This window comes from Streptomyces sp. LaBMicrA B280, assembly GCF_049222185.1.
GTDB classification, from domain to species: Bacteria; Actinomycetota; Actinomycetes; order Streptomycetales; family Streptomycetaceae; genus Streptomyces; species Streptomyces murinus.
In genome coordinates, this window is record NZ_JBMJCT010000044.1 from 210,646 (window position 1) to 235,545 (window position 24,900).

The window sequence follows — 24,900 nt, forward strand, 5'->3', positions numbered from 1 at the left end:
ACCATGACCACGACCACGACCACGACCACGGGATCCAGGGAGGAACACATGGCTGACGGCGAGTTCTACGTCGACACCGCCGGGCTGCGCAACCAGCTGCCGTACGTGCAGCAGCTGGCGGCGCGGTTCCGGGACATCGGCAAGGGCCTGGAGGGACGGCTGTCCGAACTGGGCGAGTGCTGGGGCGAGGACGCGACCGGGCGGCAGTTCTACGAGCAGTACGCCACGCCCCGCAAGCAGATCATCGACAGCACCGGGCAGATGGGCCAGCTGGTCGACAGCATGCACGACGGCATCCGCACGATGGCCGTCAATCTCGAACGCATGGAGGACCAGAACGTCGAGGCGACCCGGCGGTTGCACACCTCCGACGTCCCGCCCACCGAGACACGGGTGAAGAACACCAAGTCATGAGCATCGAACTGCCCCCGGAACTGGACTGGGTCGCCAAGCTGGCCGTCGGACAGGACTGGCCCAAGGGTGACGAGGACAAACTGCGCAGCCTGGGCGCGGCGTGGGACGACGCCGCGCGCCAACTGACCGCCATCAGCCGGGAGATAGACCCGGCGACCAGCGGTGTGCTGCACAGCGTCGGCGGCCAGGTCGCCGACGAGTTCACGGCCTTCACCCAGCAGTTGAAGTCCAACATCCCCGACATGGCCGACGCGGCCGGGCAGTTGGGCGAGCTGGGCCGGAACACGGGGTTGCAGGTCGAGTACGCCAAGTACATGATCATCGCCCAGTTGGTGTGGCTGGCGGTGGAGATCGCCGAACTCGCCTTCTGGGCGCCAGAGGCGATCCCGGTCCTGGTCACCGGTGTGCGGGCGATCGTCAAGATGCTGCTGAAGCGGCTGCTGATCTCGATCGCCACCGGTGTCGGGTTCATGGTGGGCATGGACGCGGTGATCCAGGGGATCCAGTTCCTCAAGGGCGACCGCACCAAGTGGGACACCGCCGCCACGCTCCAGGCCCTGGAGGGCGGTGCGATCGGCGGCGCGATCGGCGGGGTCTTCTCCGGGGTGGGCTCGGCCTTCGCGCCGAAGTTCGCGTCCTCGCTGATCGGCAAGGGCCTCATCGGCGGTGCGTCCAGCATCGTCACCACCGAGGTGATGTCCGAGATCTTCGGCGGCGAGAACGACATGGGCTCGGCGCTGACCTCGGGCATCATCGGCGCGATGGGCGGCGGCGGGGGCAAGCGCCGGTTCGGCGGGGGCGAGCACACCGAGGTCCACACGCCCGACATCCACCTCCCCTCCGAGCCCGACCTCCACCTGCCGAAGGTCTCCTTCGACGGTGACGGCCCGCATCTGCCCGGCATGGCGGACTTCGGCACCAAGGGGCTTGGCGACAAGGGCGTGGGCACCGGGGGCGGCTCCGGTTCCGGCAAGTCGCTGGACAAGGGCGGCAGTCGTACCGGAGAGGAGACCGGCGATAGTACGGCGCACAGCGCCCCGCACGCCACGGTCACCGAGTCCGAGGGCCCGGTCACCGGCGCCACCCAGAAGACGGCCACGACCCCGCACGTCTCCACGGAATCCACCGAGTCCACGGAGCCCACTCGGTCAACCGGCTCCGCCACCTCCACCACCTCTACCTCTACCGGCGCCACCGGACCCACCCGGTCCACCAGCTCCACCACGTCGACCGGCCCCACCCGGTCCACCAGCTCCACCACGTCGACCGGCCCCACCCGGTCCACCGACTCCGCGACCACCACCGGCCCCACCCGGACCACCACCTCCACCACCTCCACCGGACCCACCCGCTCGACCGACTCCACCGCGTCCCACCGCTCCCCCACGACGGACTACGGTCAGGACGAGGTCGCCCCCCGGGCACCCCGTGCCCCGTCGCCCACCGGTCAGAACCAGGCCCCGACGACCGGCGGCCAGAACGCGTCCCCCACGACGGGCGGGCAGAACCACTCCCCGGCCACCGGCGGCCAGAACCAGTCGCCGACGACCACCGAGCAGCACCAGTCCCCCACCACCACCGCACCGCACCTGTCCCCGACGACCGAGCACACGCCCTCCTTCCCGGACGTCCCCCGGCACGAGCCCGGTACGACCCCGCATGTGGACACCGAGTCCACGGCCCCCGACGCGCATGTCACCGAGCAGCTGCACCAGCTGGACTCCGTCGTCGTGCCCACCCATGACCCGAACCCGCTCCATCAGGCGCCGGAGCCCCCGACGACCCGGCCCGTCGCACCCGACGCCGGCATCCGGCAGCGGGTGTCGGACCTGGACCGTGCCGCACGGACCGCCGGGATGTCCGAGGCCGACCGCGCGGCGTACACCGGTGCCGTGCACAAGGCCGTCGCGTCGGGCGACTGGCAGCGCGCCGGGGAGCACCTGGCGGACTTCCGCGCCCATGTCGAGACGCGTACCGCGCATCAGCGCTACGACGCGTTCCACGCGCACACGCAGGGCGGCTTCGACCGGCTGACCAACTTCACCGGTTCCAGGCAGGAGTGGCAGAGCAGGGTCGACGCGGTCGAACAGGCCCACCGCTCCGGGGACTCCGAGCTGCTGGACAGCAGGCTCAACGAGTACTCGTCGTACGTCGAGAGCCATGTCCCCGCCGAGTCGCTGACCGGCGACGACGCTCCGCGCCCCTTCCACCAGGACGTCGAGGACCTGCGGCAGCGGCTCGCCCTGACCACCGACCAGCCGACCGCCGACCGGCTGCGCGAACAGCTGGACTCGACGCGCCAGGATGCCGAACTGCACGACCGGCTGGTCCAGTTGCGGTCCACCTCCGACCCCGAGACCACCGCGCTCCACGAACGCCTCGACAACGCCCGCACCTCGGACGAGGCGGACCAGGCCCTGCACGATCTGGAGCAGCACCGCGAGGACCAGCGGCTCCAACAGCGCCTCGATCACCTCAAGTCGGACGAGCCCACACCCGACCGGCCCCCGACGCCGGGCAGCGACGCCGATCTCCGCCGCCGTCTGGACGCCCTCAACGACGGCGCGGACGAGCATGAGCGCGAGCTGCGCGAGCAGGTGGACCGCGCGGCCACCCCGCAGGAGGCCGACCAGGCGCTGCACGCCCTCCACGAGTACCGGGCGGACCAGCGGCTCCAACAGCGCCTGGACCGGCTGAAGTCGGACACCCCCGACCGCCCCTCCGAGCGCGAACTGCGCGAGCGCCTCGATGCCCTGCACGACGGCGAGGACGATCCCCGCGCCGCCGAGCTGCGCCGCCGCGCCCAGGAAGCGGCGACCGAGCCCGAGTCCAGGGCGGCCCTCGACAAGCTCGACCAGCATCTGCGCCAGCGCGAACTGGACCGCCAGGACAAGGTGCGCGAACTCGGCGACCGGCTGGAGCGGTTGCGGGAGCAGCACACCGAGCAGCTGCTCGGTGTGCGCGAGGGCGCCCCGGAGGACACGTCACGCCAGATCGAGGACATCCGCACGGAGTTGTCCTCCCATCTGACGTACGACGAACGCACCGGCGCGCTGCGGCAGGAGCTGACCCGGCCGACCGTCGCCCCCGAGTCCCCCGGCCACCTCGACCGGATCACCACCGGGACCGACGAGCACACGAGGATCACCGAGGACACCACGCCCACCTCGGACGGCGGCGACGCCCTCAAGGTCCCCGCGGACCACATCCCGAACACCGACTCCGACGGTGCGACCGGCGCGACCGGTTCGACCGTCCACCAGGCGAGGCCCGCCCCCGAGCCGCAGCAGCCCGCTCATCAGGCCCGTCAGCAGCCGCACGAGCAGCCACCGCACCAGCCGCAGGAGGACCAGCAGCACCAGCCGCAGGAGGACCAGCAGCTCCAGGCGCAGAGGGAGCTGCCCCAGGAGGACCCGACCCATCCTTCCCGGCATCCCGTCCCCAGCGCCGAGGGTCTGGACGACCTGCGCCGGCAGGCCGACACCAGCAGCCCCTCGGGGCCGCCGCCCCGGATGCGGCTCGACCGCACCCCGCGCTATGTGGTGCGGTCCGGCTTCGACCAGCGGCGCTTCACCGTGGGCGACACGTCGTACACCGATCTCACCGTGCGCGTGGCGCTGCGGGACGACGGTTCGGGCGCGCATGACGCCGACGACACCTGGAGCCGGGCGCAGGAGGGCGTGGAGACGTACTTCAACGACCCCCGTCACACGCTGCCCAACGGCGACCGCCTGCACGTCACCCTGGAGCGCGTCGGCCCCGACGACAAGCCGCATCTGACCGTGGACCTGGTGGGCGCGGGCCATGACATGGACCAGCGCAACTGGGCGCCGGGTGCCCGGCCCGTCGAGTACGCGCACGAGATCTCCCACCAGCTGGGGATGCGCGACGAGTACGCCGACGAGACCGCGCCGCAGCGCCCGCACATCCTCGGCAGCCTGCCGGGCGACGTCCACCGGGCCCCGGAGCACGAGGGCCTCCCGCACGGCGGGCTGCGCGACCGCCACATCCAGCTCCTGGGCGCCCTGACCACGGGCCACGACGACCTGCTCGTCCAGCAGGGCGGGGGGCACCACCCCCGGCACGAGGACACCGGGGACGGTACGGCCTGGCAGCGGGCGCGGGCCGAGGCGCCGCCGGTGCCCCGGCAGCACGCCTGGGTGGACCCGGTGTCCGACCCGACGCGGCAGCCCGAGCCCAAGCCCGGCGAGGTCGACGCGCACACCGCGCGGGAGACGTACGGCATGCCGGAGAAGAACTTCAAGGGGTTCCGGCAGATCGCCCGCGAGAAGAACCTCGTCGTCGACGTCCGCCCCACCAACCCGACCGCACCGAAGTGGCTCGAAGCCGGAGCCATGGCCAAACCGCAGGACATCAAGGCGAAGACCATCAACGAGGCCGACGTCCACCTCGGCGCCGACCCCAAGAAGATCGGACTCGTCGGCTACTTCAAGCCCAAGACCCCCGACCGGGCCACCGTCCCCGACGGGGACTGGGACACGGTCCTGTCCCGCTACAACCAGCGCTCCACCGAATACCGCGAACTCAACGCCAAGATGGCGGTGTACGAGGCGGAGCACAGGTTCACCGTCAAGGACGGTGTGGTCTACGGCGTCGACGGCGAGGGCAAGCAGCGGCCCATCACCGGCGACCACGACCTGTACGACATCTCCACCCCGGGCGGCACCCGCATCCCGCATCCCCAGCACGACGAGCTCATCAAGGAGATGCAGGCCAAGGACATCGCCGTGATGCACGGCGCCCATATGTTCTGGGACCCGCCCTCCCCCTTCAGCAAGACCGTCTTCGACAAGATCGTGGGTTCGCACCAGGGTCCCGACGGCGAACCGCTGCTGCGGTTCCGGCCCGAGAACAAGCACGCCGAACTCACCTGGACCGCGCCGCTCAAGGAGGGTGAGGTCAACTCCTATACGGCGCGGCACACTTACGGCATACCGGAGAAGAACTTCAAGGGGTTCCGGCAGATCGCCCGCGAGAAGAACCTCGTCGTCGACGTCCGCCCCACCAACCCGACCGCACCGAAGTGGCTCGAAGCCGGAGCCATGGCCAAACCGCAGGACATCAAGGCGAAGACGATCAGCGAGGTGGACGTCCACCTCGGCGCCGACCCCAAGAACATCGGACTCGTCGGCTACTTCAAGCCCACGCTGCCGGAGCGGAGCGCCGTTCCCGGGAAGGACTGGGAGCAGATCCTCTCCCGCCACAACCAGCGCTCCACCGAATACCGCGAACTGAACGCCAAGATGCAGCTGTTGGCGAAGAAGAACAAGTTCGTGGTGGTCGACGGCGTGGTGCACGGCGTGGGGGAGGACGGTACCCGGCGGCCCATCACCGGGGACCACGACCTGTACGACATCTCCACCCCGGGCGGCACCCGGATCCCGCTGGAGGAGCACGACGCGCTGATCAAGGAGATGCAGGCCAAGGACATCGCCGTGATGCACGGCGCCCATATGTTCTGGGACCCGCCCTCCCCCTTCAGCAAGTCCGTCTTCGACAAGATCGTCGGCGCCCATCACGGCCCGGACGGCGAGCCGTTGCTGCGCTTCCGCCCCGGCCATGAGAACGCCGAACTCACCTGGACGGAGAAGCCGCAGGAGCAGCCGAAGGCCCAGGAAGAGCCGAAGACCCAGGAGGAGTCCAAGACCCAGGAGGAGACCAAGACCGAGGAGGAGCCGAAGGCCGAGGAGCAGCCGAAGGCCGAGGAGCAGCCCAAGCCTGAGGAGCAGCCCAAGCCCGAGGAGAAGCAGCCGGACGCCGTCCTGGACGGGCGGCACGTCCAGGGCCTCGCCGGGAAGAAGATCACCGAGGACCCGGGTCCGAACGCCGTGCGTACCCGGGTCGAGACCCTGCTCGGCGGCCACTCCGGGGACACCTCCGTCACCCAGCGCCTGGACGCGGCCCTCGATCCCGCCAACTTCCGCAAGCAGCACGGGCAGATGGTCAACGGCGGCTGGCGCTTCACCATGCGGGTGGACGGGAAGCCGTACGAGGTCGAGGTGAAGGCGACCGCCTCCGCCTGGCAGCTGGACCCGACGAAGGACGCGGCGAAGGACAACGACGGGGACGGCTTCGACGTGCCCGTGGAGTCGACGCACGAGACCGCCCCGCGCAAGACGGAGATGACCTCCTCCGAGGCGGGCCTCGAATTCGGGCCGACCGTCGTACGGCCCGTCAACCCCCAGCTGTCCGTCCTGATCACGCCGTCCGGCAAGTTGGGCGGCGCCACGCACGGCCGCGAGACCACGGTCAAGTCCTCCGCGCAGACGGCGAACCAGTTCGCCTTCACCGGCAAGACCGACAGCTACACCTCCGACTTCACCTACCAGGTGAAGGTCACGGACCACGAGGGCACCCGGCTGACCGCCCCCGGCGCGACGGGCGAGATCAAGGGCCAGGTCCGTGCCGACGTGCCCCGGCCGCAGGAGCTGGACAAGGACCGGCCACATGCCTGGCAGGGCTGGGAATCCGACCAGGCCAAGAACCACGCCGCCCGGCCGGCCTCCGGGCATCCGGTCTCCGTCACCGGCCTCGACACGGCCCGTGACGCCGTCTTCGAGGCACTGCCACGCGAGGCGCGCCCCGACGGCACCGCGCACCAGGACATCGAGGACTTCTTCCAACCGTCCAACGTCATCAACGAGTTCGAGCACGCCTCGGGCGCCGGCCTGCTGTCGAAGCCGCTGACCCTGAGCGACGGCGGCAAGGCCCATCTGCTGCTGACGGTCGAACCGGACGACTCCCGGGCCCTGCACACCGTGGACGACAAGGCGACGCTCGGTTCGAAGTCGTCGGGCGAGCACGGCCAGAGCCGTACCGAGAACAGCTCCTGGTCACTGGGGCTCAGCGGCGGTGCCACGGGTGAGGTCTGGAAGGCGACGGACGGCAGCAAGGAGTCCACCTGGCTGACCGGCACGGCCGGCTACACCGGTTCCAGCAACCTCGCCCACGGCGTCAAGGGCAAGAACACCATCGGCACCGAGTCCAGCCGTGAACACACCGGCAAGGCCGACCTGGTCGCCACGAACGTGCGGCTGCGCGTCCAGCTCATCCGGCACCACTTCGGGCCGGGGCCCGACGGGCTGCGCTCCACCACCACCACGAAGATCGGCGACCACAGCCCGCCGCCGTCCGTGCAGCAGCCGAAGCCCGCGCCCGGCGACGTCGTCCTCACCATCGATCCGCAGAACGGCGAGGTGCTGCGCGCCGTCCCGCACGAGCTGCCCAAGGTCACCACCGGTGACCATCCGCAGCTGGAGCCCGCCCGGCTCACCGACCCGGTCGCCGCCCCGCGCACCACGATCCTCGACGTCCCCGGCTCGACGGAGCTGGAGGACCACATCGTGCGGGAGATGCACCAGGACCATCCCGGTGTGCTGCCGCCCCCGGAGGCGATCCGCACCGGGAACGGTCCCCGTGTCACCCCCGACGCATGGGAGAACCTGCGCTCGCTGCGGCAGCAGCTCGCGCCCTCCCGGCTGCGCGGCGGCGGCTCCGAGCTGCTGGACGGCAGCTACCGGATCACCCTCAAGAGCCCCCACCTGCCGGGGCGTTCGGGCACGACGCACGAGATCCTCATCAAGGCCGAGCCCGGCAAGGGCGACCACCTGGGCTCCGGGAAGTCGACCACGAAGGCCGTGACCACCCGGACCACCGGGGCCGACAAGTCCGTCACCCGCAGCACCAAGCACGTCGTCAACCTCGCCGGAAACGTGCGCAGTTCGCTCGACCACCCGGACGTGACCCGGGGCTTCACCATCGGCAGCCTGGACATCACCGCCCACAACCCCTCGCACGGGCTCACCATGGGCACCGAGACCGAGGTGAAACGGCAGTTCTCCCTGGAGGCGGACACCGACACCTACGGCCACCCGGTGACGTACCACGTCATGGTCGGCGTCGAGGACCCGAAGCAGCCGACCACGCACCTGTCCACGGTCGCGCCGTCCCCGCACATGCAGCACATCAAGCAGGTGAAGCCCGACGGCCACCTCAGGGTCGAGGTCGCGCGCGAGCCGGAGGGGACCGCCAAGAACCCGCCGCCGGCCTCCATTCCCAAGGTGGAGGTGCTGCCGCAGCGGCACGCGATCCGCCGTGTCACCGCCTCCGACGGCTTCCGCGACACCGCGCGGCAGTCGCTGACCAGCGCCTTCCAGAAGAAGGGCACGGCGTCGGCGTACGCCCGGGTGCCCGAGCTGAAGGACGCGCTGGACGGGCTCACCGACGAGGACCATCTGCGGTCCCTGGTCTCCGCCTCGCACAGCGGCTGGGCCAACAGCGGTGACGAGCAGGTCGGTTCGGGCCGCAACCGCGACACCATCGGGCTGTCGACCCGCACCGAGCTGAGCAATCTCCGCTTCCGCGAGACGCTGCCCGGTGAGGGCAAGCTGGAGATCGAGACCAAGTCCAGCGTGTCCACGGCGGTCGCCGACAAGAACACCCGGGCGTTCAAGGCGGGCCTGGGCTTCGACGCCGGCCGCTTCCCGTCCAAGGACAGCCCCGACGCCTCCCTCCAGGTGCGCGGCGGCTTCAAGGGCAAGGGCGGCGCCGGGCAGAACAGCGGCGAGAACATCAAGCAGAAGATGACGACCTCGCGCAAGGCCGCGTACAAGGGCACCTGGCACCTGTACGAGGCCGACGCCGACGTCACCGTCCAGGGCCGGGTCACCGACGCCAAGGGCAACATCACCCTCGGGGACCCGCAGCAGAGCAAGCACCGGGTGCTGGTGCTGCTCTCCGACGACGACGTACGACAGCTCGGCGCGGACGCCTCGAAGGCGCCGGACACCACCGGGACCCGCCAAGCCCCGCTGCTCGCCAAGGGGTTGCTGGGCGGCGCCACCGCCGAGATCCCCCGCTCCGACGAGATCCTCGGCGAGATCGACCGGCAGATCCGCGGCCTCGACACGGTGTCCGACGTGCCCGAGAGCGCGCTGCCGTTCGCCGACACCTTCTCCCCGGAGAACCTCTCGGCCAACTACGAGGACCTGGTGGGCCGGGGCGTCCTCGACTACCACGTGCAGGAGTCCCGCACCCAGCGGGTGATCACCGAGGTCCTGGTGCGGGGCGTCCCGCGGGACAAGTGGACCGACGAGGGCGACCACTCCACCGGGGACACCACCCGCAAGGTCGGTCTCACCGAGACCGTCAAGGGCAGCGCGGGACACAACTGGTCGCTGGGCGCCGACGGCAACTTCCGTATCTCCTACGCCCCGGTGGTCAAGCCCAAGCCCGGCGAGGACGCCGCCGCCGTCAAGGCCGAGGAGAACAAGTCCGGCCTGAGCAGCGTGGCCTGGGCGCCGTCCGGGGGCGCCGAGGGCACCCGGAGCAAGAGCGCCGAGACCGGGGTCACCACCAAGGTCGAGCACAAGACGTCGAAGTTCGGCGACACGGTGCGGTTCGGCAACCGCATGCGCTTCGAGGTCACCGTGACCCGGCGTACCGAGTACGGGCGCTTCGTCAACCTCGTCAAGCCGCGCCCCGTGGACCCGACCTGGCGGGTGCACGTCGACGTACCCAAGTCCCTGACGGAGACCGCCGAGCAGGCGGCCGCCCACCAGCGGGAACAGCAGAAGCAGCAGCCGCCGAAGGCGCAGCAGCAGGTCCTGGACGGCGGCGCCACCGTCGAGATGCGGCCCGTCGTCCCCAAGGCGGACCGGGAGCGCTGGCAGGCGTCGCTGGACTCGGCCCATGACCTGGTGGGCTTCGACAACCACAGCGGGCTGTACGACCAGGCGCAGACGGTGCTCACCACGCCCCGGCCGTGGGGCGACGGGATGCTGGGCAAGACGGGTGCGGCCCTCTCCTGGGGCCTGGGCTCCGCCGCGACCACGCTCGGCCACTGGGCCGGGGCCATGACGCCCGAGGCGGCGACCAAGCTGCTCGGCTCCTTCGTGTCCGATCCCCGTCTCGACGCCTCCCACCCCCTGGTCAGCGAGCAACGCCTGCCGCTGGAGCAGCAGTTCTCGCTGCGCCGGGCGCTGGGCTCGGGCACCCTGCCCACGGTCTTCCACCAGCTGAAGGACCCCGCGAGCGGCTATCGCACGGTGCCGCTCGGCAGCGACGGCAAGACCGGTGTCGAGGTCCGTCTCGAGCCGACCGGGGACGCGGTGGAGATCTCCACCCGGGACAACGGCAGCGACGAGATCACCGTCGCCACCGAGCACGAGTCGGCCACGACCGCGAGCAACGCCCTCAACGCGAGCCTGACGCCGCTGGCCGTGCCCGTGACCACCAAGAACCCGAGCGTCGTCGTCCCGGTCCCCACCAACGCCCTGAAGCTGGATCGCGACCAGACCTTCGAGAGCGGCTCCCCGGTGACCCGCGCCCCGGGCGTGCCGACCCGTACCCTCGCGCCCCCGGTCCTGCCGCACGGCAAGACCGCCACCGAGCCGGGCAAGGCCACGGTCAAGGGCGCCCAGGTGCTGATGCGCCAGCCGGTCCGGGTGAGCACACAGAAGTACGACGAGAGCGGCACGTACGGGAACACGGCCCACACGGACGGGCACGTCTACTACTGGACGGCGAAGAAGACCGAGGACGCGACCACCACGACGTCCACGACCACGACCACGACCACGTCCACGTCCACGTCCACGGACACCACGACGCCCAAGGACACCCACACGTCCAAGGTCACCGCCCCGTCCAAGGACGGCACGACGACCACGGACGCGACCACGACCACCGTCACCAAGCCGGTGAAGGCGCCCGAGGAGACCAAGCAGCAGCAGGGCACGACGCACAAACCGGCCGGGACCCAGAAGCCCGCCGAGACGCACAAACCGGCCGTCTCGCACGAGTCCACCAAGCCCGCCCAGGAGAAGTCCGGGGCCCCCAGGCCCACCACCAAGGAGCCGGCCCAGACCCTCAAGCCCCCCGCGCCGAAGGACCACACCCAGCAGGACCAGACCGCCAAGGACCACACCCAGCAGGACCACACCCAGCTGGACCACACCGACGAGGACCACACCGCCCAGGCCCCGCCCAAGGCCCGTGTCCCCGTCCCCGGTGACGGCCGCTGCCTGCTGTACTCCGTGCTCGCGAGCACCCCGCCCGAGCACTGGCCGAGCGCCCTGCACGGCGGTACGACCGATCACGCGCGCGCCCAGCACGGGGCCGTCGTCCACCAGATCCGCACCCAGCGGGGCAGCGTCGGCGCCGACAGCCCGCTGGGCCGGGCCGCGCGCAATCTGCACCAGATGGTGCTGGACCGGGTGCGGAACTCCCGTCCGCAGGATCTGCCGTTCGATGTCACGGAGTTGTACCGCCGCAGCCAGGAGAACCAGCTGCGGGAGACACTCCGGACGGAGTCCTTCGAGCAGTTGCAGCAGCGGCTGCGCGACGCCGGTGTGGACCATGTCGCCGCGCACGACTGGCTCAGCCCGCAGGCGCTGCGCACCCTCTATATCGACGCCCGCGCCCAGGAGTTGACGAGCCCTCCCCACCAGCTCTCCCCGCAGGACGCGGCCGATCTCGCGGCCACCGAGGTGCCCGAGACACTCGATGAGCAGGGCCGCTGGACGCTGGGCGACACCGCCCTCGCCCCGCGCGCCCAGTTCGCGTACGTCACCACCCGCAACGGCCCGCTCGACCTGGACTACGTCGACCATCACGACCTCCTGGTCGGCGCCGTCGTGGACACCGCGCTGCACCAGCCGCTCACCTCCGCCGAACACCGGACGCTGATCCGGGCCGTGCAGAACTGGGTGCCGGGCAACGGCGCCTGGAACACCGACGCGGGCGAGATGTTCCCCGGGCTCGTCGCCCATACCCTCGGCATCCGGCTGCGCACGTTCCAGTCGACCGACGGCGGCGGCACGGCCCATCTGAGCGCGGTCGGGCCGCGGGGCGGCAACCGTACGGTCGACGTGTACTACAACGGCCACAACCACTACGACGCCAGCCGCGTCCCGACGCACCCGGCCGACCAGAACACCACGACCGCGCCGCCGAAGGCCAAGCCGCCGCTGACCGACGAGGCCGCGCCGAAGGCCCCGAAGGCGCCCACGGCGACCGCGTCCACGACCACCGCCCCGCGCCGCCCCCTCGACCGCGCCCCCCGCTTCGTGGTCCGCTCCGCCTTCGACGCCCGCGCGTTCCGCGTCGGCGACGCCAAGGTCACCGATCTGACCGTGCGGGTCGCCTTCCGGGACGGCTCGGGCCACGATCCGGACACCGCCTGGGACCGACTCCAACAGGGCGCCGAGGAGTTCTACAACCGCCCAGGCCACCACCTCCCCGACGGGAGCCTGTTGCATGTGACGGTGGAGCGGGTGCCCGTGGGCTCCGACCCGCACTTGGTGGTCGACCTCGCGGACCACGACCGTCCGATGGACCAGCGCACCTGGTGGCCGGACGCCGAACCGGTCGCCTACGCCCATGAGTTGGGCCATCAGCTCGGGCTGCGCGACGAGTACCGCGAGGACGGCGAGGGCCCGGGCCGGGCACAGGTGGCGGGCAGCCTGCTCGGCGACTTCCACCAGCCCGCGCCGCACGGCCTCGCCCAGGGCGGGCTGCGCGGCCGCCACCTCCAGCTGCTCGGGGCGCTCGTCGGCGACGTACCCGAGTCCGTCGTGCACACCGGCGGGGAGCAGTCGCACACCGCCGCGCCGGAGCGGGACCCGCGCTGGCAGCAGGCCCGTACGGACGCCGAGCCCGTGACCCGGCGGCACGTCTGGGTCGACCCGGTGACCGACCCCGACCGGGGCTCCGAGGAGGAGCACACCGCCCAGGACCCGCGCATGCCGCAGTCCGAGAACTCCGGGGCGCACCGCGACGACGAGGAGGATCGGGACTGGTCGGAGATCCTCCAGGAGTACACGCTGGAGCGCCGGCGCGAGTACGACTGGCTGGACGGGCTGTACGGCGAGACGCTCGACCAGGAGTCGTACGACCGTGCCCATGACGCCCTGCTCACCCTCCGGTCGATGGATCTGGCGCACCCGGTGTCCGACACGGAGCACCGGCCGCATCTGGAGCTGCTGACCGAACAGGTGCTCCATCTGGACGGGGCGCCGAGCGCGGGCGACTACCGGTATCTGCTGGCCCTCACCGCGCACGCCGGACCCGAGGCGACGCGGGACGCCGGCGCGCTCGCCGCGCACTACCTGGCCACCGAGCACGGCGCCCACGACCGCCACACCGCGCTGGTCGACGCCTCGGGGCACGTCACGGGCCGCGACTGGACGGGCGCGCGGGCGGTACCGCCGGACCTGGCGAGCTACACGGTGTCCGGCCCGGACGGGACCGCCACCGAGCACGCGGCGCCGTGGCGGCAGCCGTACGTGGTCACCGCCCTCGGCTCGCCGAGGGACGGCCTGTCCTTGCGGCTGGACGGCCGTACGATCCAGGTGTCCGGCCCGGCGGAGTTCGCCGAGCTCGTCGCCCGCGACCCGCTGCGCGGCCCCGGCCAGGACATCCTGCTGCTGGTCTCGCACGCGCAGGACCGGGGGCTCGCGCAGCTGGTGGCGGACCGGTCCGGTACGGCGGTGTGGTCGACCGACGCCGAGGTGCGCCCCACGCTCGACTGGCGCACCGGCACCGAACGGCTCGACCTGAACGGCGGCAGCGGCGACTGGTCGCTCCACCTGGGCAGTGCGCACGGCCCGCTGGACCTGTTCGACTCCGCCACCCCGGAGCCCGACCACGGCGGCCCCGACCCCGGCGGCCCCGACTACGCGGCCAAGCTGCTCCCGCACCCGGGCGAGCACACATCGCCCCTGACCCCGGCGAACCTGCTGGACCGGCTGCGCGCCCGCCCGCTGACCACCAGCGACTACGAGGTGATCGGCGCCGAACCGGACACGACGCTGTTCGAAGAGCCGACCGCCATGCAGCAGACCGGCTTCGACTACGACCGGGGCTCCGGTGACGTACCGCGGCTGATCGTGCCGACGCAGGGACACCGGCAGACCCCGGTGAGCCAGCATCCACCGCTCCATGTGTCGGGCGACCTCTCGCTGGCGCACCGCCAAGGCGGTTACGGGCAGCAGGTGTTCGCCTCCCCGAAGGCGATCGAGTCGGCCAACCACCGACTCGCCCTCGCGGGCAGCCTGGTGCGGCTGAAACCCGACGGGATCAAGCTGCGGGTCGGCGACGGCCAGGGCGGCCGTCGCGAACTGGTGCGGGTCACCCCGCAGTTCCTCACCCGGTCCGGGAAGTCGGAGGAGGAGATCTGCCGGGACTTCGCCCAGATGGTCTCCGGCAACGTCGCCGCCTCGCACGTGGTCTTCCGGGGCCCCGACGGCACCGGGCTCGCCAAGGCGCCGATCAACGCCCTGGGCCGTACCGAGGTCACCGGCATCCACCACCTCGCCGAGTCCCTCACCCTGGTGGCCGACGGGCAGCGGCCCGAGGCGCTGGATCCCTCGTGGGCGGCCCAGCAGGTGCGCCGGGACGACCGGTTCATCGCCGAGAGCGACGGGCCCACCCCGGGCAGGTCCTACGGCAGCGCGCTGAGTTACGACCCGCTGGACAATCCGCGCCGCGACAACCTGTCGGCCGCCGCGCGCGAGATCGGCATCAACGAGCACGCCTGGGCGAAGGTCGGCGAGGCGTATCTGGTGCACTCGATCAACGCCCTCGACGCGGACGGCCTGCCGAGCCTAGCGCACAACTACGCCAAGCCCGGCGAGCGGGACCACAGCCACTTCGGCTACCACTTCGCCGCCGTGGTGCTCGGCAGCGAGGACGGCAGGCACCAGATCACGCTGGAGAACTTCGCCCGCCGCGCCCATGTGGCCTCCATCGTGAAGTCGGCCGTGGCGCACAACCTCCGGCACGCCACCCCGGACGGCCTCCGCAAGCTGCACGAGGCCATCGGCGGGGAGCTGGAGAGCGCCCGCGCGGGTGCCGCGCAGGAGGCGCAGGTCAAGCGGCTGGAGCGGCATCTGGCCCTCACGGACGCGCTCGCCCGGGCGGTGGACGCGCGGGAGGCCCGGGACGCGACCGTCGAGGGCAGCCCCGAGGGCGTGGCCGCCGACGCCGCGTACGAGAAGGCGGTCAAGGTGGCCGAGGCGCGCATGAAGCAGGCGTCGGAGCTGGCCAAGGGCAGCGAGCTGTGGCACTTCCGGATGTTCTCCCAGCGGCCCGGCGAGTCCATGCACGAGGTCAGCGCGGACCTGCTGACGAACGAACCGTCGGCCGAGGCCAACCCGCTGACCTCCGTCATCGTGCACGGCCACCGGCTCCCGCAGGTGGACATCGGGTTCCGCGAGGGCTCCCGGCAGATCAGCAGGGACGAGGGCCGCAAGCTCAACTATGTGGCCGAGCTGGCGACCCGGACCGGGCTGTGGAACCACCACAACGGGCTGCCGCTGCCCCGGATCACCGTGACCGGGCGCGGCAACGCCCGCCGTCCGACGCTCGGCGGGGTCCTGCCCGAGGCCGCGCGGCAGCGGGCCGAGGCCGTGCACGGGGAGCTGCGGGACCGGCTCGACCGGTATCTCATCAACTACCAGCACGGCATCGCGCAGCGGCGGCTGACCGCGGCCGACTTCCCGGTCGCGGTCTCCACCGAGCACACCGCGCCGGGCGGCGACCGGGAGCAGGGCCGCCGGGCGACGGTCACGGTGCACGATCCCCGGCCGGAGGACACCACCGCCAACACCACCGCGGCCCCGTCCTCGTCCTCGCCCTCGTCCGAGGCGGCACCCCGGGCGCCCCGGGCGCGGCACCAGCCCCCGGAGCAGCAACCGCAGCGGCCGACAGCGCATCCGTCGACGCGACCGCACCACCCGGACACGGCCCCGGCACCCGCCCCGGTCCCCCACCCGGTCCCGGCGCCCCCGTCGTCGTACCGCAGTGAACGCCTCACCATCGGCGGGGTCGAGTTCGCGGACGGCTCGGTGGAGCTGACGGGGGCGCAGCGGGAGACGGTGCACCGGCTGGCCGCCGAGGTGGCCTGGGCGTCGGTGGCGAACACGCGTGCGGGTTTCCCGCCGCCCCGGGTCGTGATCGTCGGCCACGCCAACGGGATGCGCGGCGGTCTTCCCCACTTCGGTGAGGCGCTGCGGCGGGGGCAGGCGCGCGCGGACGGGGTGGCGGAGGTGTTCCGCTCGGCGCTCGGGGTCCACCTGGCGCGGCTCCAGGCCGACGGAGAGGCCGTCACGCTCCTGGCGGACATCGAGGTCACCACCCGTTCCGAGGGCAACGCGCCGCCCCCCGGGGCACCCTCGGACCAGGCCGCGGGCGCCGCGCGCCGGCAGGCGTTCGTCGTGGTCGAGCTGCCCCGGCCGGGTGGAGGTGACGTGCGGTGAGCGCGCCGGTCGCGCGCCACGACACGCCCCGCCGGGGCCGGTTCGGGCGGGGCGCGGCCGGGCAGAATGCCGCAGCGCACATGACCTTCACGGCCACAAGGTCGATACTGAGGTGCAAGACTCCGACCACCTATCCGGTCCCACCCGGCCTGAGCAGGGAGAACGCCGGTCAGGGACCACCTGCTGAGCTTTCTGGGAGACGGGCATGAAGATGTTGATCAACGTGCCGGAGACCGTCGTGGCGGACGCGCTGCGCGGGATGGCCGCCGCGCATCCGGATCTGACGGTGGACGTGGAGCACCGGGTGATCGTCCGCCGGGACGCCCCGGTGCAGGGACAGGTCGCCCTGGTCTCCGGTGGCGGGTCGGGGCACGAGCCGCTGCACGGCGGATTCGTCGGTCCCGGCATGCTCTCCGCCGCCTGTCCGGGTGAGGTGTTCACCTCGCCGGTGCCGGACCAGATGGTGCGCGCGGCGGCCGCCGTGGACAGCGGCGCGGGGGTGCTGTTCGTGGTGAAGAACTACACCGGGGACGTGCTCAACTTCGACATGGCGGCGGAGCTGGCCGAGGACGAGGGCATACAGGTCGCCAAAGTGCTGGTGAACGACGACGTGGCGGTCACCGACAGTCTCTTCACGGCCGGTCGGCGCGGCACCGGCGCGACGCTGTTCGTGGAGAAGATCGCGGGCGCGGCGGCGGCCGAGGGCCGGCCGCTGGAGCAGGTGGAGTCGGTGGCCCGCCGGGTCAATGAGAACTCCCGCAGCTTCGGCGTGGCGCTGAGTGCCGTCACCACTCCGGCGAAGGGCAGCCCCACCTTCGATCTCCCGGACGGCGAGCTGGAGTTGGGCATCGGCATCCACGGCGAGCCGGGCCGGGAGCGGCGGCCGATGATGACCTCCGGGGAGATAGCGGACTTCGCGGTGCACGCGATCCTGGAGGACATGCCCCCGCGCAACCCGGTGCTCGTGCTGGTCAACGGCATGGGTGCCACCCCGCTGCTGGAACTGTACGGCTTCAACGCCGAGGTGCAGCGGGTGCTGGCCGAGCGCGGGGTCGCCGTGGTCCGCACCCTGGTCGGCAACTACGTCACCTCCCTGGACATGGCGGGCGCCTCGGTGACGCTCTGCCAGGTCGACGAGGAGATGCTCGGGTTGTGGGACGCGCCGGTGCGCACCCCGGCATTGCGCTGGGGGATGTGATACGGCGGTACACGTCTCAACGCCCTTACTATGCTTGGAGGTCCAGTGCTCGACGCCGACTTCTTCCGCCGTTGGATGACGGCGACCGCCGCGTCCGTCGACCGCGAGGCGGAACGGCTCACCGCCCTCGACGCGGCCATCGGGGACGCCGATCACGGCAGCAACATGCGGCGCGGGTTCACGGCCGTGCAGGCGGAGCTGGACAAGGAGACGCCGGGCACCCCGGGCGCCGTGCTGATGCTCGCCGGGCGCCTGTTGATCTCGACGGTCGGCGGCGCCTCGGGGCCGCTGTACGGCACGTTGCTGCGCCGGACCGGCAAGGCGCTCGGGGAGGCCCCGGAGGTCACCGAGGAGCAGTTGGCCGAGGCGCTGCGGACGGGGGTGCAGGGGGTGATGAAGCTCGGCGGGGCGGCCGCGGGCGACAAGACCATGGTCGATGCCCTGCTGCCGGCCGTGGACGCGCTCGGCGAGGGTTTCGCCGCCGCCCGGGCCGCCGCCGAGCGGGGCGCGGAGGCGACCGTCCCGCTGCTGGCCCACAAGGGCCGGGCGAGTTATCTGGGCGAGCGCAGCGTCGGGCACCAGGATCCGGGGGCGACGTCGTCGGCGCTGCTGATGGCCGCGCTGGCCGAGACGGCGGAGGGCTGACATGAGCGAGGCGAAGCTGGTCGGGATCGTGCTGGTGTCGCACAGCGCGGAGGTGGCCGCCTCGGTCGTCGCGCTGGCCAAGGGGCTCGCGGGCGACGCCGCCGCGGTGCCGGTGGCCCCCGCGGGCGGTACGGAGGGCGGCGGGCTCGGCACCAGCGCCGAGCTGATCTCCGCGGCGGCGGCCTCCGTCGACCGGGGTGCCGGGGTGGCGGTCCTCACCGATCTCGGCAGCGCCGTACTGACGGTGAAGGCGCTGCTCGCCGAGGACGAACTGCCCGAGGACACCCGGCTGGTGGACGCGCCCTTCCTGGAAGGAGCGGTGGCCGCGGTGGTGACGGCCTCCACCGGCGCCGATCTGGCCGCGGTGGAGGCCGCCGCGACGGAGGCGTACGACTACCGCAAGGTGTGATGGTTCGTCAGGGTGCCGATGCGGCTGGTCAGTTGTCGGTCACGAACTGCCGGGCCAGCCGCTCCCCGGTCGACACCGCCGCCTGGTGGTCCTCGATGGGGTCCGCCTTGGAGTCCTTGAAGACGATGTAGGTGACCCCGGAGGGCACCCCGCCGTCGCTGGGTCCGGCGGGGATCCCGAGGCCGCGCGCGGTGGCGTAGGACGCCTCGCCGATGAGATCGCTCGGGCCGGTGTCCCCGACCACGGCATACTGCACCCGGTCCTGGTAGACGACGGCGGCGACGGAACCGCCCCGCACCCCGCTCGCGCCGGGGCTCCAGCGGCTGCTCGCGGCCGGTACGACGATGTAGGGCAGGGTCTCCGCGTTCAGCGGCCGCCCGTCGGACTGCGCATAGGCGGTGCCGGGCGAGTACAGCGGGTCGGCCTGGCCGTTGCAGTGGGCCGTCGGCTGGCCGTCGCAGTCGATGTCGAGGTCGGCCTTCCAGAAGACGGCGCCCTGAGCGCCGCAGACGGGCACGGTCGCGGGGCTGTTCTCGTCGGTGCGGTAGCGGCCGTTGGAGATCTCGGCGCAGGTGCCGACCTTGGCCAGCAGATCGGCGGCGGTCACGGCGCCCTCGGCGCGGTCCTGGGCGGTCCCGGCGGCCGTGCGGGGCGGGGCGGTGGTGGTCCTGCCCCGGCTCGGGGTGGTGGCGCCCCGATCGGGGCGCGGCACCCTCGCCATGGGCCGCGGTCCGCGCCTCGGGCGGCAGGGCCACGGCGGCACCGGGCAACGTGGCGGGGGCGATCAGGGCGACGCCGGCCGCGGCCAGCGTCAGCGTCGGGACGCGCACACGCACGATGAGGAACCCTCTCCTCGGGGACATGTCCAGGCCACTGTGGTCCGCGGCCCGGACAGCCGTCCGCCCGGGCCACCCCGAAGCGACCGGATGGAGCACGCTTCTGACAACCCATGAGGGAATAATTTCGGCATTTGGTGCACAAAGCGCATAAACGGAAGCGGGGGCACGAGGACAACAGGGGCCGGGGACCCGGACCGGCCTCGGCCCGAATCCCCCGGCCGCCCGCGCCGGCGCGGATTCGGCGACGACAGCGTTTCCGCGCCGCAGGCATGAACTTCCCTGCTCTCGCGGGTAGTTCAGCCGTAGGGAGGTTCAGCATACGTAACTTCCGGGTGTGCTCCACAACGGCCCCTTGCCGTGGGCGCACCGGCCGGGCCATATTGGTCCGGACCATTGCCGGGACCCATCGATGTCGAACTCGCCATCGAATGCCGAACAGCCGTGGAGGCAGAACCGTGCGACGCGTTCCCCTTCCGCTCGTGCTGGTCGCCGGAGCCCTGCTGCTCCTCGCGTCCTGCGGCCTGAGCCGGGCCGACGACGGCGACGAGGGCCGGATGCCGGGCGCCCCGACCGGGGTCACCGCCCAGGCCGGCAGCGCCACCACCGTGCATGTGATGTGGAACGCGGTGCCCGACGAGGGCTCCGGCATCCGCTCCTACGAGGTCTACCGGGGCTCCGCCAAGGCGGCCGAAGTGCCCGGCGCCGAGCGCATGGTCGACGTCATCGGGCTCAGCCCGTCCACCGGCTACGCCTTCACCGTGCGCGCCCGGGACAAGGCCGGGCGCCTGGGACCGCCGAGCCGGGCGGTACGGGCCCGCACCCCCGCCCGGGTCGCGGCCGACCACTCGGCGCCGACCCGCCCCGGCACCCCGACCGGACACCCCGTCGGCAGCCGCGAGGTCCAGCTGGCGTGGGGCGCCGCCCGGGACGACCGGGGTGTGGTGTCGTACGACATCGATCAGGGCGGCGTTCAGATCCACAGCGTCGGCGGGGCACAGACCTCGACCGTGGTCACCGGGCTGCGCCCCGGCACCCGGTACGTGTTCACGGTGCGGGCCCGGGACGCGGCCGACAACCTCTCCCCCGCCAGCGCTCCGGTGCGCCTGACCACGCCGGGCAGCGACGACGGCCGGGCCACCGCGCCGACCGGCTTCACCGCCGCGACCCATCGCACGGACGGCGCCTACTATCTGGACCTGGCCTGGGACCCGCCGGCCACCGACGGGGTGATCACCGAGTACTCGATCCTGCTGGACGGCGCCACCACGACCTCGCTGGAGTGGGGCGGCACCCCGCCGCGCGGCCGGGCGCACTACAACTTCTACCTGGGCCGTACGGCCGGGGAGGAGCACCGGGTGCGGCTGCGGGCCCGGCTGCCGGACGGCACCTGGGGCGGCTGGTCGGCGCAGCGCACGGTGACCACGGGACGCTGACCCGAGCGCCCCTGATCACAGGTCGGCGCCCGGCGCATCCCGGCGGGGCGCGGCCTGCGCCGGGCGTGGGGTGCCGTCACCCGGCCGGGTGCCGCCGGGGTGCGGGGGCCGCCGGGGCCGCGTTGGCTGCTGACCAGGCAGCACGGATGTTCCCCGACCCTGGGCGGCGCATGGGACGTACCGCCGGCCGTGCCGCCGGAGGCCCCGATGCGCAACTCCATATCCATGCTCCGCTTCGCTCCGGCCCTGGCGGCCGCCGCCGTGCTCCCGGCCGTGCTCGCGCCGCCCTCGGCCGCGGTCTCCGGCATCTCCGTCAGCACCACGGGATCCAGCGTCTCCGTGGTCACCAGCGCGTGCACCCAGATCAACGGCAGCTGGGGCACTGCGGCCCTGCTCACCAGCAGCCAGGCGAACTTCGCGCAGGGCCGCCAGGTGGCGCTGTCGGGCACCACCATCAGTCAGTCCGCGGCCTGGTCCAAGGTAAACCCGGGGACGTACACCGTGGTGGTGGTCTGCTCCAGCGGCAGCACGGCGGGCAGCCAGTCGGTGATCGTGTCCGCCGGTTCCGCGCCGACGCTCGCGGCGACCTCCCGGCCGGGCACCACCACGTCGACCACCAGACCGGCGCCGAACCGGGGCGTGAACGGCGGACTCGGCGGCGCCGTCCGCGACTACGGCCCGCTGACGCTCGGCGCCGGCGCGGCACTGGTGGGCGCGGGCGCCGTCACGGCCGCCTGCTGTCTGCGCCGCCGCACGAAGCCGCACCGGTACTGAACCCCTCCAGGGAGGACGCCGGGCCCCGATCGGCTCCGCCCGACACCGCTCCGCACGGTCCGGCTCCGGTCGGCCCGGGTTCGTTCGACACCGCTCGGGGCGGCTCGGGGGCGGGCCGTCCGGGGCGGTCGGCACTGTCTAGGGCCGCTCGGCCTCGGGTGGCTCGGGGTCGGTCGGGGGTGACGGCAGCTCGGCGAACTCGGCGAGGGCGTGGGTGAGCCACTGGGTCCAGAAGGTCTCCAGGTCGATGCCGGCCCGCAGCACCAGGTGGCGCAACCGGTCCTCGGGGGCGTCCCGGTCCGGTGGGAAGTCGCGCTTCTCGATCCCCTCGTACTCGGCCAACTGCCGCTGGTGCAGCTCCAGATGGCGGCGCAGGTCCGCTTCGAGACCGGTCGTGCCGACCACCGCCGAGGCGCGCAGCCGCAGCAAGAGCGTGTCCCGCAGCGGCTTGGGGTCCTGACCGGCGGCGGCCCAGCGGGCCAGTTCGGCGCGGCCCGCGGGCAGGACCTCGTAACTCTTCTTCTGCCCGCGGGACGGCTGCGCGTTCGACAGCGCCCGGATGAGCCCCTCCCCCTCCAGCTTCCCCAGCTCGCGATAGATCTGCTGATGCGTCGCGGACCAGAAGTAGCCGATCGACTTGTCGAACCGGCGGGTCAGCTCCAGCCCCGACGACGGCTTTTCCAGCAGGGCGGTGAGGATCGCGTGCGGGAGTGACATGGGCTCATCCTAGGGATCCCCGCAGGGGTCCTACAGCGCCGCCGCCACCTCGGTGCCCTGCTTGATGGCGCGCTTGGCGTCCAGCTCGGCCGCGACGTCCGCGCCGCCGATCAGATGGACGCTGCGCCCGGCGGCGACCAGCGCCTCGTACAGCTCGCGGCGCGGCTCCTGGCCGGTGCACAGGACGACCGTGTCGACCTCCAGGACCGTGCTCCGCTCGCCGACGGTGATGTGCAGTCCCGCGTCGTCGATCCGGTCGTAGCGCACGCCCGGGACCATGGTGACGCCGCGGTGCTTCAGCTCGGTGCGGTGGATCCAGCCGGTGGTCTTGCCGAGCCCGGCGCCGACCTTGGTGGTCTTGCGCTGGAGCAGATGGACCTGGCGCGGCGGGGCCGGGCGGCGCGGCTCGGTGAGGCCGCCGGGCGCGGTGTACTCCATGTCGACGCCCCAGTTGCGGAAGTACGTCTGCGGGTCCTCGCTCGCCTTGTCGCCGCCGTCGGTGAGGAACTCGGCGACGTCGAAGCCGATGCCACCGGCGCCGAGGACGGCGACCCGCTCGCCGACGGGGGCGCCGTCGCGCAGCACATCGAGGTAGCCGAGCACCCGGGGGTGGTCGACGCCCGGGATGTCGGGGGTGCGCGGGGTGACGCCGGTGGCGACGACCACCTCCTCGTAGTCGGCCAGGTCCTCGGCGCCGACCCGGGTGTCGAGTCGTACGGCGACCCCGTGGGCGTCGAGCTGGTGGCGGAAGTAGCGCAGCGTCTCGTCGAACTCCTGCTTGCCGGGGACCTTGCGGGCGACGTTGAGCTGTCCGCCGATCTCGCTCGCGGCGTCGAACAGGGTGACCTCGTGGCCGCGTTCGGCGGCGCTGACGGCGCAGGCGAGTCCGGCGGGTCCGGCGCCGACCACGGCGACGCGCTTCCTCGTGCGGGTCGGGGAGAGCACCAGCTCGGTCTCGTGGCAGGCGCGCGGGTTGACCAGGCAGGAGGTGAGCTTGCCGCCGAAGGTGTGGTCCAGGCAGGCCTGGTTGCAGCCGATGCAGGTGTTGATGGCCTCGGGGGTACCGGCGGCGGCCTTGGCGACGAAGTCGGGGTCGGCAAGCATGGGCCGGGCCATGGAGACCATGTCGGCACAGCCACCGGCCAGCAACTCCTCGGCGAGGTCGGGGGTGTTGATGCGGTTGGTGGTCACCAGGGGGATCGTCACCTGGCCCATCAGCTTCTTGGTGACCCAGGTGTAGGCGCCGCGCGGCACGGACGTGGCGATGGTGGGGATGCGGGCCTCGTGCCAGCCGATGCCGGTGTTGATGATGGTGGCGCCCGCGGCCTCGACGGCCTTGGCGAGGGTGACGACCTCGGCGTGCGAGGAGCCGCCGGGGACGAGGTCCAGCATGGACAGCCGGTAGACGATGATGAAGTCCGCGCCGACGGCCTCGCGGACCCGGCGCACGATCTCGACCGGGAAGCGCGTCCGGTTCTCGTAGGAGCCGCCCCAGCGGTCGGTGCGGTGGTTGGTGCGGGCGGCGATGAACTCGTTGATCAGATAGCCCTCGGAGCCCATGATCTCGACGCCGTCGTATCCGGCGTGCCGGGCGAGGCGGGCGGCGCGCACATAGTCCTCGACGGTCCGCTCGACATCGGCGTCGGACAGCTCCCGGGGCGCGAAGGGGCTGATCGGCGCCTGGAGGGGGCTCGGGGCGACCAGGTCCTGGTGGTAGGCGTACCGCCCGAAGTGCAGGATCTGCATCGCGATGCGGCCGCCCGCTTCGTGCACGGCCTCGGTGACGACCCGGTGCCGGTCGGCCTCCGCCTCGGTGGTGAGCATGGCCCCGCCCTCGTACGGCCGGCCCTCCTCGTTCGGCGCGATGCCGCCGGTCACGATGAGCCCGACGCCGCCGCGCGCCCGGGCGGCGTAGAACGCCGCCATCCGCTCGAACCCGCCCTCGGCCTCCTCCAGGCCCACATGCATGGATCCCATGAGCACCCGGTTGGGCAGCGTGGTGAATCCCAGGTCGAGCGGGGTCAGCAGGTGGGGGTAGCGGCTCATGTCAGGCCCTCCGTGCACAGATGCGGTCGCATCTTGTTGTAGAGCACCCGCCCCCGTTTATGCAACTAGTTGCACAACAATGTGTCCCGCGCCGCCCTCCGTCCGCGTCCACCGGCACACGACGTAGTACGCCCCGGCCGGTACG

10 protein-coding genes are annotated in these 24,900 nt (G+C 72.3%); 7 read left to right on the forward strand and 3 right to left on the reverse strand.

Annotation, left to right across the window (positions count from 1 at the left end):
- Positions 1-48 precede the first annotated feature (48 nt).
- The 5 genes from ACLF5H_RS29340 (at position 49) to ACLF5H_RS29360 (ending at position 18,946) form a co-directional block, all read left to right on the forward strand.
- Positions 49-414: a WXG100 family type VII secretion target gene (locus ACLF5H_RS29340; RefSeq protein WP_421679005.1), complete on the forward strand. Its 366-nt coding sequence runs from the start codon at positions 49-51 to the stop codon at positions 412-414.
- A complete protein-coding gene (locus tag ACLF5H_RS29345) occupies positions 411-16,694 on the forward strand; it encodes a hypothetical protein (protein ID WP_421679006.1) in 16,284 nt (5,427 codons plus the stop codon). Before ACLF5H_RS29340 ends, ACLF5H_RS29345 begins: the two co-directional genes overlap by 4 nt.
- 205 nt (positions 16,695-16,899) lie before the next feature.
- Positions 16,900-17,892, forward strand: a complete 993-nt coding sequence (gene dhaK / locus ACLF5H_RS29350; RefSeq protein WP_421679007.1) for a dihydroxyacetone kinase subunit DhaK — start codon at positions 16,900-16,902, stop codon at positions 17,890-17,892.
- Between the two features lie 45 nt (positions 17,893-17,937).
- Positions 17,938-18,537, forward strand: a complete 600-nt coding sequence (gene dhaL / locus ACLF5H_RS29355) for a dihydroxyacetone kinase subunit DhaL (protein WP_421679008.1) — start codon at positions 17,938-17,940, stop codon at positions 18,535-18,537.
- 1 nt (position 18,538) lies between these two features.
- Positions 18,539-18,946, forward strand: a complete 408-nt coding sequence (locus tag ACLF5H_RS29360) for a PTS-dependent dihydroxyacetone kinase phosphotransferase subunit DhaM (protein WP_421679009.1) — start codon at positions 18,539-18,541, stop codon at positions 18,944-18,946.
- 28 nt (positions 18,947-18,974) lie between these two features.
- On the opposite strand, the gene ACLF5H_RS29365 is transcribed toward ACLF5H_RS29360, so the two are convergent.
- Positions 18,975-19,667 carry a glycoside hydrolase family 75 protein gene (locus ACLF5H_RS29365; protein ID WP_421679010.1) on the reverse strand — a complete coding sequence of 231 codons (693 nt, stop codon included), beginning with the start codon at positions 19,665-19,667 and terminating at the stop codon, positions 18,975-18,977.
- A gap of 573 nt (positions 19,668-20,240) precedes the next feature.
- On the opposite strand from ACLF5H_RS29365, the gene ACLF5H_RS29370 reads away from it, so the two are divergent.
- Together ACLF5H_RS29370 and ACLF5H_RS29375 are read left to right on the forward strand one after the other, a co-directional pair.
- Positions 20,241-21,218, forward strand: coding sequence for a fibronectin type III domain-containing protein (locus ACLF5H_RS29370; RefSeq protein ID WP_421679011.1), 978 nt, complete (start codon positions 20,241-20,243; stop codon positions 21,216-21,218).
- A gap of 207 nt (positions 21,219-21,425) precedes the next feature.
- On the forward strand, positions 21,426-21,992 hold the full coding sequence (locus tag ACLF5H_RS29375; RefSeq protein ID WP_421679012.1) for a hypothetical protein: 567 nt from the start codon (positions 21,426-21,428) through the stop codon (positions 21,990-21,992).
- A 138-nt stretch (positions 21,993-22,130) separates the two neighbouring features.
- On the opposite strand, the gene ACLF5H_RS29380 is transcribed toward ACLF5H_RS29375, so the two are convergent.
- On the reverse strand, positions 22,131-22,709 hold the full coding sequence (locus ACLF5H_RS29380; protein WP_421679013.1) for a PadR family transcriptional regulator: 579 nt from the start codon (positions 22,707-22,709) through the stop codon (positions 22,131-22,133).
- A 30-nt stretch (positions 22,710-22,739) separates the two neighbouring features.
- On the reverse strand, positions 22,740-24,755 hold the full coding sequence (locus tag ACLF5H_RS29385) for an FAD-dependent oxidoreductase (protein ID WP_421679014.1): 2,016 nt from the start codon (positions 24,753-24,755) through the stop codon (positions 22,740-22,742).
- Positions 24,756-24,900: the final 145 nt, after the last annotated feature.